The organism is Bacillus sp. 105MF (genome assembly GCF_000374885.1).
In the GTDB taxonomy this organism is placed as follows: Bacteria; Bacillota; Bacilli; order Bacillales; family Bacillaceae_G; genus Bacillus_A; species Bacillus_A pseudomycoides.
Map to the genome: position 1 here is coordinate 1 of NZ_KB895614.1, position 14,677 is coordinate 14,677.

Below are 14,677 nucleotides of genomic sequence, written 5' to 3' on the forward strand. Positions count from 1 at the left end.
GAATTTTTACTTGGTCATCCATACGACCATGGAACTGGAGATCACCGTCAGGAAGATAACTTGCTTTGTCCCCAGTGTAATAGAGACGTTCCCCTGACTTAAACGGATGCGGAATAAATTTTTCCTCTGTGAGTTCCGGACGATTAGCATAGCCACGAGCAAGACTCTTTCCTCCGATATAGAGATCTCCAATCACACCCACTGGCACCGGCTGAAGGTGAGAATCTAACACATATACTTCTGTATTCGCAATCGGTCGACCAATCGACGGAGTACCTGTTGTCATTCCTACAGGCACATAACAATCAGTGGTAACGACGGTATTTTCCGATGGACCATACTGATTAATCACCGCAAAAGGGATTTGTTCAGATGGATACTGTGTTAACTGATCTCCTCCCGTAATGATAAAACGGAGATCCGTCTTCTCTGGCCAAGATAATTTCAAGAGTCTTTCCAGAATAGGTGTAGGCGCAAAGCTAGCCGTAATCCGTGAATCAATGAGCCAATCTCGTAGAGCCTCCGGATTGATTCGCAACTCTTCTGTCGACAGGTATAGTGCTGCACCAGCAGTGAGATAAGGCCAAATCTCCTGGACGGCTGAGTCAAAGGCAATCCCCGCAATTTGAGTCGCACGATCCTGTGCTGTAATTTGGTATACCGCTTGATGCCAAGAGACCATATTCATCAATGACCGATATTCGACCATGACACCCTTTGGCTTTCCTGTGGAACCAGAGGTGTAGACGATATAAGCTAAGTGCTCGGGTTTCACTTGCCGCTTCGGTGCGATCACGCTTTCATCTGTTATTTCTTCTAATCTCACCGTTTCGACCTGTTCGGAAAGGCTTTCTTGCGCTGCTGTCGTCACTACGATTTGGATCCCTGCATCTTCAATCATGTATTGTAACCGTGATTTCGGATACAACGGATCTAGAACGACATAGGCCCCGCCAGCTTTTAATATGCCAAGTAAACTTGACATGAGCTCAGCCGATCTCGGGAGGTAGACACCCACAACTGATTCAGGACCAATCCCTTTTCTCTGCAAAACATGTGCCAACTGATTTGCCCGCGTATCCAGTTCACCATAGGTCCACTCTCTCATTTGATCGACCACTGCAATCGCATCGGGACGTCGTGCTACTTTGTCCTCAAATCTGTCGCAAATAAGACCCTCTTGGGACATTTCCATTGCAGTGTCATTCCATGTCTCTAATAACAAATCACGCTCAAATTCGGAGAGCATACTCAAACTATTCAACGGTTTTTGTGGATGATGAGAAACTTCATGTAGCCAGTTCTCAAAATGTCCTGCCATTCGTTCGATGGTTGTAACATCAAATAAATCCTTATTGTATTCAAAAGAGAAAATTAATCCTTCTTCCGCCTCGGCTGCCATTACACTTAAATCAAATTTTGCGATCGAATTATGGCTTTCTATCATTTCGATTCTCCTACCAGACAACACTGGAAGCTCTTGTTTCATATTTTGTAAGATGAACATCGTCTGGAAGATCGGAGAATGACTTGTACTCCGCTCAGGTTGCACAACTTCCACAATTTTTTCAAATGGAATATCTTGATATTCATATGCTTTCAGTGCCTTTTGACGCACCTGAGACAACAACTCTTGGAATGTCGGTGCGCCACTCAGATCAGCCCGATAAACCAACGTGTTGACGAAGAAACCGATTAATCCTTCAATCTCTCTGTAATTACGATTCGCAATTGGACTTCCGACGAGAATATCTTCTTGTCCTGTATAACGGGAGAGGAAGCTTTGATACGCAGCCAACAGGGTCATAAAGAGCGTCGACCCTTCTTGACGACTGAGTTCGTTCAGTTTGTCGCGTAACGAACGTGACAGCAACACAGTGTGTGTCGATCCGCGATGAGTTTGCACCGCAGGACGCGGGTGATCCATCGGCAGTTGTAGCACAGGAAGCTCACCAGACAATTCTTCCTGCCAATAGTGGAGTTGCTGTTCAAGCACTTCTTCCTTCAACCATCCCTTTTGCCACTGAGCAAAGTCCGCATATTGGATCGGTAATGGTTCAAGTTCTGCTACCTTCTCATCCGTTGCTTCCTCATAGAAAGCTATCCATTCTTCAAGTAGGACCCCCATCGACCATCCGTCCGAAACGATATGATGCAGGGTGCAGAGGAGGATCCATTCCTCTTCTCCCACTCGCAAGACGATTGTCCGAATCAGTGGGCCCTCTCCTAAGTCAAATGGCACTTCTGTTTCTTGCTGAATTAAACGATTAACTTCTGCGTCTCGCTCTTCCGGAGAAAGCATAGTTAAATCCATTTGAGGAAGGGACCGGAAAGCATACGGTTGAACCTGCTGCACAGGATGACCATCCATTTCATAGAACACAGTCCGTAAAGATTCATGACGCTCTATCAGCTGATTCCATCCCGTCTCCAATGCTTCAGGTACCCAATTTCCTGTAAGACGGCATACCATCGGCATATTATAAAGTGCACTATTAGGCGTGAATTGGTCAATAAACCACAGGCGCTGTTGGGCATAAGAGAGCGGAATGGCTTCTCCCCGTTCCATCGGCATAAGCGGTGGAATCTCTCGTTTTTTGTCCCCTTTACGCAACTGATCCAGTCGCTTCGCCAGTGCCTCCACCGTTGTAAACTCAAAAAGTTCACGCACCGGTAGTTCGATTTGGAAGACTTCTTGTAAACGTGAGACAACTTGGGTAGCGAGTAGCGAGTGGCCACCAAGCTCGAAGAAGGAATCCTGAACACCAATATTTTCTATGCCTAACACTTGACTCCATACCGATGCGACGAGCTCTTCCACTGGTGTTCGCGGTGAGACAATATTTACGCTCATGGGCTGTCCATCCAATGCCAGTAAGGCTTTGCGATCGATTTTGCCATTCGGAGTGAGTGGCATCACTTCCATCTCGACAAAGTATGCCGGAATCATGTAATTCGGTAATTGCGTCTTGAGGTGCTCACGCCATTCTCCAGTGTCTCCTTCACCCACCACATAAGCTACTAACCGCTTGTCTCCAGGATGATCTTCCTTCACTAACACAACAGCCTCTTTCACAGATGAATGATCGTGTAGGACCGCTTCAATCTCTCCCAGCTCAATCCGGAATCCTCTGATTTTCACTTGGTTATCTATTCTTCCGATATACTCCACATTGCGATCATTCAGATACCTCACCAGGTCCCCCGTCCGATAGAGCCGTTCCCCTTCCTTAAATGGATGCGGAATAAAACGTTCAGCAGTTAACTCTGGACGATTGAAGTAACCACGTGCCAAGCCTACACCACCAAGGTAAAGTTCCCCAGCCACACCTATCGGTACCACCTGTTGGCTTTGATCTAGCACATACAATTCGGTATTATCAATCGGACGACCAATCGGAATAAGCAACGGTTCTTTTTCTAAATCACAATCATAGTAAGTGACATCTACAGTCGCTTCTGTAGGACCATACAAGTTGCTTAACTTCGTTTGCTTAGAATCATAAAACACACCCTTAAACCGGCGAACTTGTTCGGTATTTAACGCTTCTCCACTGGTGAAAACCTGACACAAAGACGATACGTCCTTTTTCGCTTTGAATTGTTCCATATAATCCAAGAAAGTAGATAACATCGACGGAACAAAGTGCATCGTGGTCACGCGATATCGCTCAATACACTCCTCAATCATTGCAGGATCCTTCTCGCCACCCGGTGGAAGTAAACAAACACGTGCTCCTACAAATGACCACCAAAATAATTCCCAGACAGAGACATCAAACGAAAACGGCGTTTTTTGAAGAATCGTATCCTGTTCAGATAATGGATAGTTTTTTTGCATCCACTGTAATCGGTTGATAACCGAGTGGTGTTCAATCATCACTCCCTTCGGATTCCCTGTCGAACCCGAAGTGTAAATAATATACGCCAAGTTGTTTGCTGTCACTCCGCTCACTGGTGCCAAGCTACTCTCTTTAGAAATCGCTGCTTGATCTCGATTCAAACAAATCGCTTGGATGCCTTCAGGCAACCAACCCTGTAACGCTTCCTTTGTTAAAAGCACTTGGATCTGCGAGTTCTCTAAAATGTATCTCAGGCGATTTTCAGGATAACTCGGATCCAGTGGGACATAAGCCCCACCTGCTTTGAGAATCCCTAAGAGACCAATAATCATTTCGGGTGAACGCTCGACACATATACCGACCAATGACTCAGGTCCTATATCCCGTTTCTGTAAATAATGTGCCAATTGGTTCGCTTTCTCGTTGAGTTCTTGATACGTCAGCTGTCCACCTTCATACACTACCGCCACCGCTCCAGGTGTACGCGCAACCTGCTGCTCAAACAGTTCGTGAATCATGCTCTCATGTGAATAAACTACGTCAGTGTCATTCCATTCTTCCAAGAGCTGCTTCTGTTCTGTGTCCGCTAGCATCGACAGCTTTGTAAATGATTCATCTGGATGATGAACAATTTCGTTCAACCAGTTTTCAAAATGCCCTGCCATACGTGCAATGGTTCTACTGTCAAATAAATCTGTATTGTATTCAAAAGAGACAAATAGACCTTCTTCCACCTCATAAGCGGTTAAACTCAAATCAAATTTCGCGATGGAAACATTACTTTCTATCATTTCCAAACTTCTCCCAGACAGCTCTATTCGTTCTTGTTTTATATTCTGTAGTGTAAACATGGTCTGGAAGATGGGCGAATGACTCGTACTCCGTTCAGGTTGTACAGCTTCTACCACTTTTTCAAACGGAATATCTTGATATTCATACGCTTTCAACGCCTTTTTCTTTATCTGAGACAAAATCTCCCGGAACGTCGGATTTCCACTGAGATCCGCTCGATAGACTAACGTATTAACAAAGAAGCCGATTAATCCCTCTACTCCTTTATGGTTCCGATTCGCAATCGGACTTCCGACAAGAATATCTTCTTGCCCCGTATAGCGAGCAAGAAAGCTCTGATATGCAGCCATTAAGGTCATGAATAAGGTAGATCCTTCTCGTCGACTTAAATCCTTCAATGAACTGAGTAGTGTGTGAGGAAGAATCACATGATACGTGTCCCCAGCGTACGTTTGCGTAACCGGTCGAGGGCGATCCACTGGCAGTTGTAGTATGGGAAGCTCACCGGACAATTCTTCCTGCCAATACGTAAGTTGTCGATCTAGCACTTCACCCTGCAACCACTGCCTTTGCCATTTCGCAAAGTCTGCATATTGAATCGATAGCGAACTTAGTCCAGCAGGCTTCCCACTCATTTCTTCCTCATAGAAGGCAAGCAATTCATTGATCAATATGCCGATGGACCACGCATCAGAAATAATATGGTGCATGGTACATAGCAATAACCATTCCTCTTTCCCTAATTGAACCAGTTGATTACGAATCAAAGGGCCATTCATTAAATCAAACGGATCCTGCGCTTCTCTAGCAATCAAGCTCTCTATCTCTTTTTCCTTTACTTCCAGAGGAAGGTGAGAATAATCCTCTACAGGTAGTTTTCTAGGAAGGAATTCCACAATATGTTGCATAGGTTGGTCTCCAACTTCCTTAAAAACGGTGCGTAATGATTCATGACGCTCAATGAGTCGATTTAATCCCTTTTCCAATGCTTCAGGTATCCAATTTCCTTTTAGACGCCATACTGTCGGAATATTATATACTGAACTGTTTGGGTTAAATCGGTCCATAAACAACAAACGTTGTTGTGCATAGGACAACGGAAGCGCTTCTTTATTCTCCTTTTTCTGCATCTGCTTCTGAAGCCACGCTCTCTTCTCAGGAGAAAGCGAATTCAACTTTGCAAGTAAATCACTTCTCATTTTTTCACACCTTCCTCAACCAAGTTTCTCTCGAATATATCTTGCGCTTCTTCCTCTGATAACTCTTCCAATTGCTTAAGAAGTTCAAGTAACTCTTCATCATTACTCGCTGCTGCTTCATTTTGAATATAGTCTTGAAAACTTACATTCTCCTTACTATCATTCTGCGTTTGCTCATTTCCACTACAGCGCAACTGATTAACCCGTTCTGCCAATTCCTGCACCGTAGTATACATAAATAAATCATGCAGTGGTAACTCAATTCCAAAGGTTTCATTCAGATTAGAAACAGCTTGTGTAGCGAGTAATGAATGGCCACCTAGTTCAAAAAACGAATCATGAATCCCGATATTTTCAGTGCCTAAAATTTGATGCCATATCGAAACAATCGCTTCTTCTGTAGGGGTACGAGGGGCAACATAACCACCCTCTGCTTCCTTACGCTCTGGTGCAGGTAAGGTTTTCCGATCGATTTTTCCATTTGGGGTGAGTGGGAATGCTGTCAATTCGACAAAGTGTGCCGGAACCATGTAATTTGGTAACTGGGTCTTGAGATAATCACGCCACGCATGAGCATTTCCTTCTCCCACTACATAGGCAACTAAACGCTGATCACCCGGATGATCTTCGCGTACCATCACAACGACTTCGTTAACTGATGAATGACTTTGTAACGTCGCTTCAATCTCCCCTAGCTCAATCCGGAATCCACGGATCTTCACTTGATGATCGATCCGACCGAGATAATCCAAATTCCCGTCCGGTAGATATCTCACAAGATCTCCCGTCCGGTATACTCGCTCCCCTTCTTTAAATGGATGCGGGATAAAACGCTCGTTTGTTAAGTCAGGGCGATTTAAGTAGCCACGCGCCAAGCCTGATCCCCCAAGGTAAAGCTCACCCACTACACCAATCGGGACCATTTGCTGGTTTGCACTGAGTACATATACTTCTGTGTTAGAGATGGGTCTACCAATCGGTGGCACCTTGTGCATGACGCCCTTTTCTAGCTTCATATACGTAGAATAAGTAGTATCTTCGGATGGACCGTATAGGTTGTACACCTTTTCAATCGGACTTCTCTCATACAAGTGCTGGACCAGTGACTGTGGCAACGGTTCTCCAGCCAAATTCATCACTTTTACCGAAGAAGGGATTAACTTTGCTCGAACCAGTTCCTTCGCTGCTGATGGCACAGTATTGACCAAGGTCACATCCTTCGTAGACAACTTGTCCAGATGAAGGGCACTTTCAGCGACAATTACCTTGCCACCCCTCGTCAAAGGAACAAATACTTCAAAAACCGATAGATCAAAGGATAGTGAAGTTGAAGCCAGCACTCCTGCTAATTCCTGTCGGGAATAGGTTTGATGTGCCCAATGGATCATCGCCAACGTACTCCGATGCTCAATCATCACTCCCTTAGGATTGCCAGTGGATCCTGAGGTATAGATGATATAAGCTAAGTTATCGCTTGTCACTTCACTCGTACATACGGTCGTTACTTCCTGTTCGATTGCTGCTCGATCACGATCGATACAAATCATATTAACCGATTCAGGTAACGTCATTTTTTGCTGCAACTTGTCCTGTGTCACCAGTACCTCGATTTGAGCATCCGCTAAAATATACCGTATCCGACTCTCCGGATACGCAGGATCAATCGGAACATACGCTCCTCCTGCTTTCATGATTCCTAAGAGACCGACAATCATCTCGGATGAACGTGTAACGCTGATCCCAACCAATGATTCGCATCCCACACCCCTCTTTTGAAGATAATGGGCCAACTGATTGGAGCGTTCGTTCAGTTCTTGATACGTTAGCTCCTCATCTTCGCACACTACCGCGATCGCTTCTGGCGTTTTCTCCACTTGTTCCTCAAACAATGTATGAATCGTGCTTTCACGTATGGCCACGACACCTGTGTCATTCCATTCCTCTAGTAACCTCTTATATTCTGCTTTCGATAGCATATTCAGCTTTGATAGTGAATCTTTTGGATGAGATACAATTTCATATAACCAATGTTCAAAATGACCTGCCATTCGTTCAATAGTTGCAGCATTAAACAAATCGGTATTATATTCAAAAGTTAGCAATAACCCTTCTTCCGTCTCCGATGCAAATAAACTCAAATCAAATTTGGCAACCGAAGTATGATTTTCCATCAGCTCCATGTTTCTTTCAGATAGCTGAGGTAACTCTTGTTTCATATTCTGTAAGGTAAACATGGTTTGGAAAATCGGCGAATGACTGGTATTCCGTTCAGGTTTTACGGCTTCTACCACTTTCTCAAACGGAATGTCCTGATACTCGTATGCTTTTAGTGCTTTTTTTCGTATCTGCGACAGAAGTTCTTGGAACGTCGGATTTCCACTGAAATCAGCTCGATAAACCAACGTATTTGCAAAGAAACCTATTAATCCTTCAATCTCTTTAACATTCCGGTTCGCAATCGGGCTTCCAGCCAAGATGTCATCTTGTCCCGTATAACGAGAAAGGAAGCTTTGATACGCCGCCATCAAGGTCATAAATAAGGTGGAGTCTTCTTGCAGACTTAATTCCTTGAGCTTTTCCCGTAAGGAATTCGCCACCATCAGAGATTGACTTGCACCACGGTGGGTTTGAACAGCAGGTCGAGGACGATCCATCGGTAATTGCAAGACCGGTAACTCACCAGCCAATTCTTCCTTCCAATATTGAAGGTGCTGATCAAGATTCTCTTCTTTTTGCCATTCTTTTTGCCACATGGCAAAGTCCGCATATTGAACAGGTAACTCCCTCAGTTCAACTGGTTTTCCACTAATGGCTCCTTCATAAAAAGCCATCCATTCTTCGAGTAAGATTCCCATTGACCACCCATCCGAAACAATATGATGCATCGTACAAAGAAGTACCCATTCCTCTTTGTCCACTTTCAAAATTCGCGTTCGGATCAAAGGACCTTGTCCCAAATGAAATGGTTCCTCCGCCTCGTTTTGAACGAGCCGCTTCAACTCTCTTTCTCTGTCTTCCAGAGGGAGAGTTGTTAGATCCATTTGAGGGAGGGGTCTGAAAACATGCGACTGAACCTGTTGAACAGGTTCACCCTCTCGCTCTTGAATTACCGTCCGCAATGATTCATGACGTTCAATCAACTGATTCCATCCCGTCTCCAATGCTTCAAGTGACCATTTTCCTGTCAGTCGACATGCTGCATGAATATTGTACATCGCACTATTTGGCATTAATTGATCAATGAACCATAGGCGTTTCTGTGCGTAAGAAAGCGGAATAGATTCTTCCCGCGACATAGGTACAAGTGGTGGAATCTCTCGTTTTTTATCTCCTTTACACAACTGATCCAGTCGCTTCGACAGTGCCTCCACCGTATCGTACTTGAAAAGTTCACGTAGCGGGATTTTGATCTGGAATGCTTCTTGTAATCGAGAGACGATTTGGGTAGCGAGTAATGAGTGCCCACCACGTTCAAAAAAAGAGTCCTGAATGCCGATATTTTCTATTCCTAACACTTGACTCCAAACCGAGGCGATGAGCTCTTCCGATGACGTTCTTGGTAGGACGTTAAACTCTCCCATAGATTGTCCTTCCGGCGCTGGTAAGGCTTTTCGGTCGATTTTTCCATTCGGAGTAAATGGGAAATATTCCAACTCTACAAGGTGTGCTGGAACCATGTAATTCGGTAATTGGTCCTGGAGATACGCTCGCCAATTTTGGATATTTCCATCGCTTATCACATACGCTACCAATCGCTGATCACCAGGGCGATCTTCTCTCACTAGCACGACAGTCTCTTTAATAGACGAATGCCTTTCTAAAGTCGCTTCAATTTCTCCAAGCTCAATCCGAAAGCCACGCACTTTCACTTGATGGTCCATTCTGCCTATAAATTCTAAATTCCCATCAGTTAGATATCTTACTGAATCTCCGGTTCGATATAGCCGTTCTCCTAATTGAAACGGATGCGGAACGAATCTTTCAGCAGTGAGATCAGGTCGGTTTAAGTAACCACGTGCTAAACCTGCACCACCAATATACAACTCACCCTCTATCCCTATCGATTGCAAGCACTGATTCTGATCTAATACATACAGCTGAATATTTTGTATTGGATTACCAATAGAAACAAATTCTTGATGGGGTTGACAGTCAAATGCATTCACGTAAATGGTTGCTTCTGTTGGTCCATAAAAGTTGGTCAATTTTACTTGTCCGCTCTGATCCCAGTGCTGTTGAAATCGTCTAACCAACCCTGGACTTAGCTCTTCCCCACCGGAAAACACATGACGCACGGACGAACATTTCAGTTTCAAATCAATATGATCGAAATGATCTAAGAAAACAGATAGCATCGAAGGAACAAATTGGACAACAGTAACCTGATGCTTCTCTATCACTTCAGCTATTATAGAAGGATCCTTTTCTCCACCTGGAGGCAGGAAGGATACACATGCTCCTACACTAATACCCCAAAATAACTCCCACACCGATACATCAAATGAGAATGGTGTTTTCTGCAAGACCACATCCTTTTCAGAGAGTGGATATTGATGTTGCATCCATTCAAGATAATTAATCACCGAATGATGCTCAATCATCACTCCCTTTGGATTACCTGTAGATCCTGAAGTATACATAACGTATGCTAAATTTTTTCCTGTTACACTGCTTGTACATGCGATCGGTTCTTCCTGTTCAATCGCAATGCGATCTTGATCCATACAAATTGTTTCGATTTGTTCGGATATACCTATTTTTTCTAACTTTTCTTGCGTCACTAGTACTTCGATTCTAGCATCTTCTAATATATAGCGTAGCCGATTCTCGGGATACGTAGGATCAAGTGGAACATAAGCTCCTCCTGACTTTAGAACCCCTAGCAACGCTATCATCATTTTTGGCGATCTTTCCATATATACACCGACTAAAGACTCTGGACCCACACTACGCTTCTGTAAATAGTGAGCTAGCTGATTAGCACGCTCATTCAGCTCTCTATAGGTAAGTTTCTCATTTTCATAAATAACCGCGATCGCTTCTGGCGTTTTCTCCACTTGCTGCTCAAATAACATATGAATCATGCTTTCAGATGAATATTCTACTTGGGTATCATTCCATTTCTCTAGCTGTTGTACCTGCTCTTCCATTGTTAAATGGGTAATTTCGGATAGCTTTGAATCTGAGCTTTTCGTCATCTGAATTAATGTTTGCGATAGATGATCCTGAATCCGATGAATGGTCTCTTCATCAAAATGATGGCGGTCATACATCAACTTCAAAGTAAATTCCTTACCTGGCATTGCAATGAGCGTCAAAGGATAATTTGTTTGTTCTGCACTTTGGACCTCTAGTAATCTTAAATCAGCATTGCGCTCTCCTTGGATCGGGTAATTTTCGAACACATACAAGGTATGAAATAAAGTACTGCTCCTTGGAACTTCACTCCACCCTTGAATATCGACCAACGAATTATACTCGTATTGTCTCCGTTCCATTTCTTTCATCTGTATCTTACGGAGCCAGTCTACTACTGATGTATCATTCTTTACATGAATTCGGGTAGGCAATGTGTTAATGAATAGACCAACCATTTTCTCTGCCCCTGCTAATTCAGTAGGACGTCCAGAGCTAGTCACACCAAATACGATATCGCTTTCACCGCTATACCGGCTCATCAAGTAAGCCCAGGCTCCTTGCACTAACGTATTTAATGTTAGCTGACTATTTCGTACCCACTCTTGTAAAGTTTCAGTCAGTTCCTCAGATAGCTGATAAACGCTCTCTCCATAACCCTTCTCCTGCCCCTGGTCACTTCTTTCCATTGCTAATGGCGTAGGTGCATGAAATCCTTTTAATTCTTCTGTCCAGAATTTCTCAGCTTTACTTCGATCTTGTTTATTAATCCACTGGATATATTTTTTATAGGGAAGAGACTTTGGAAGATTGAATGCTTCTCCCTTTATCATCTTGAGATAAACTCCCATCACTTCACCGAAGATCAGGGACACACTCCACCCATCCAACAAAATATGATGATGCGTCCAAATGATTCTCGTTTCTTCTGCTGCTTCTTTAATCGCAGTGATTCTCATCAACGGTGCTTCGTCTAACGAAAACCCTTTTCTCCGATCAGCATTCAAAAACTGGTGTAATTTCTTTTCCCTATCTCCACATGAAAGAGCGCTCCAGTCTTCTCGACGAATAGTAAAAGGAAGACGTTGATAAACAGCTTGCAATGGCTTTTCTACTTCCTCCCACACAAAAACAGAACGTAGAATCTCATGTCGGTGAATGACGTATTCCCAGGCCTTTTCGAAAGTAGCAACATCCAATCGATTACCGAGTAAGAAACCTACCTGTACAATGTAGGAAAAAGAATGCTCATCATCTTGATCATATAAAGTATGAAACAGTATCCCTTTTTGCAAAGGTGATAATCCGTATATATCGATAATGTCCCCCATCGTTACACCCTCTTCTTTGTTAATTTAAGTAATACTTTACTCAAGCTTTCTTCCGTAAGAGCCTCTGCATCAGCAAAGTCAGATACCGTAAAAGCAGACTCTGTCGTTGGTGGATTTATCAGTAGACGAAGTTGATTCAACATGGCATCTGCTATCGCTTTAATCGTCAATCTAGAAAACTGTTTTCTACTATACATCCAAACAAAATGTAACTTCCCATCTTTCACCATACCAACAACATCAATCGGGTGAGATGGTTTCGATTCTGGAGCATGGTCTAAGCGTGTAAACCCTGTCTCTTGCATAAACAAAGATTCTTTGGAAAACACTTGATCAAATTGTCCCAAATAGTTAAAGCTTATTGATGGTTTTTGCTGCTGATAAAACGGAAGCAATTCTCTGCTCAAGTAGCGTAAAATGCCATAATCAATGCCCTGATTCGGAATTCGACGCAATTGCTCTTTCACAGCCTTTAATCCCTCAATAGGTGTTGTTGTTCCTTGAAGATCAAGGTGAACGGGATAAATACTCGTGAACCAACCCACTGTCCGCGATAGATCAACGCCTTCAATCACCTCTTCTCTCCCATGTCCTTCCAAGTGAACAGAAACCTTATGCTGATTTGTACAGTCAGCTATAGCTTGTACTAATGCCGTCAATAGTACCTCGTTAATCCTTGTCTTATGAGTCATCGGAACTTCTTGTAACAACGCGTGGGTCTCTTCTACTCCCAACGTTATCGTCACTTGATCAATCGATGCTTCTGTCGTTTCCTGTATAGGGTAGTCCATCGGAATCGTCATCACTTGTTTTTCTGCCTGTTCATGCCAATAATCTTTTACTTCTTTTGAAAGATCTGACTCACTGTATGCCTGTAGTCGTTCCGACCATTCTTTAAAGGATGTACTTTTCGCAGGTAACTGAACCTTCTGATCTTGTTTCATCTGGTTGTATACGGCCTGTAAATCTTCCAATAGAATTCGCCATGATACCCCATCTACTACTAAATGATGAATCGTCCAGAATAATCGATCGTTCCCATTCGAACCGTCATCAAAGTACACTACTTTCATCAACGGCCCTGTAAGTAAATTGAAACTGGCTTGAGTGATATCCATCTCTTCTTGTATCACTTGATTCCACGCTTGTTGATCAGCATCGTTCCGCTTTACCACACGAAGTACAGACTGTTCATCGATTCCCTCATTTCTCTGCTTCCAGGTTGCATTTGGTAACTGTTCATACCGGAAACGTAAGGCATCATGATGTTTGAGTAAGTTTAATAGGGCTTCCTCTAATAACTCCACATCCAATCTCTCTCTTACTCTTAAAAGCATCGATTGATTCCAATGTTGTGGACGCGGATGTTCTTGCTCGAAGAACCAATACTGAATTGGAGTAAGCGGTACCTCTCCCGTCACAACCCCCTGATCCGCTTGTACTCCCTGATCTTCTTTGACTACTTGCGCCAACTCGGCAATCGTTGGGCATTCAAACATTTGCTTGGGTGTAAGTTTTAATCCCAATTGACTCGCTTGTGATATGATCTGAATGCTGAGAATCGAGTCCCCACCAATTTCAAAGAAGTTATCATGGATTCCCACCTTTTTAATCCCTAATACTTGCTTCCAAATGGTAGCCAGTGTTTCTTCTTTACCATTCCGAGGTGCAACACATTCACTTTCAATTTCCCTCTCCTCTGGTACAGGCAAGGCCTCACGATCAACTTTACCGTTAGCAGTTAGTGGAATAGCTTCCATCATCAAAAATCCTGAAGGAACCATATGGCTTGGTAGTTCCGCCTTGAGATAATCTCTCCACTCACCTACATTCCCATCACCCACGACATATGCCACCAATCGTTTATCACCCGGCTGATCCTCTCGAACAATTACAACAGCCTCTTTTACGGATGCATGTGCGTTTAAAGCAGATTCAATTTCCCCGAGCTCAATTCGGAAACCACGGATTTTCACCTGGTGATCAATCCGCCCAAGATAATCTAGATTTCCATCCGGCAAGTATCTCGCTAAGTCTCCTGTCCGATATAATCGCGCTCCCGGGTCACTACTGAATGGATGAGGAATGAAACGTTCTGCAGTCAATTCAGGTCTGTTTAAATACCCACGTGCGAGTCCTGCTCCACCAATATATAGTTCACCAGATACGCCAATAGGCACAGGCTGTTGACAAGCGTCTAGCACATACACTTCTAAATCTGGAATCCGCTTTCCGATATTACTTCTTGAAGAATGCTGCACATCATCTTGAGTAATTGGATAATACGTAACATGAACGGTAGTTTCTGTAATTCCATACATATTGATTAGCTGCGTGTTCTGCTCTCCATACCTTTGAAACCACGGTAGCAAGCTGG

The 14,677-nt window shown here is 43.6% G+C and carries 3 protein-coding genes; all 3 read right to left on the minus strand.

Features of this window, described 5'->3' with window-relative positions; translation table 11 throughout:
* Window positions 1-5,833, minus strand: a 5,833-nt coding sequence (locus C564_RS0128910; protein WP_018767823.1) for a non-ribosomal peptide synthetase, incomplete at its 3' end; no start/stop codon positions are given.
* Window positions 5,830-12,300, minus strand: coding sequence for a non-ribosomal peptide synthetase (locus tag C564_RS0128915; protein WP_018767824.1), 6,471 nt, complete (start codon window positions 12,298-12,300; stop codon window positions 5,830-5,832). The genes C564_RS0128910 and C564_RS0128915, both read right to left, overlap by 4 nt.
* A gap of 2 nt (window positions 12,301-12,302) precedes the next feature.
* A partial coding sequence (locus C564_RS0128920; protein WP_018767825.1) for a condensation domain-containing protein occupies window positions 12,303-14,677 on the minus strand: 2,375 nt, incomplete at its 5' end.

Bases quoted from the DNA above. Each gene is read 5' to 3' on its own strand.
- C564_RS0128915 (WP_018767824.1), bottom strand. From the start codon at position 12,300: ATGGGGGACATTATCGATATATACGGATTATCACCTTTGCAAAAAGGG.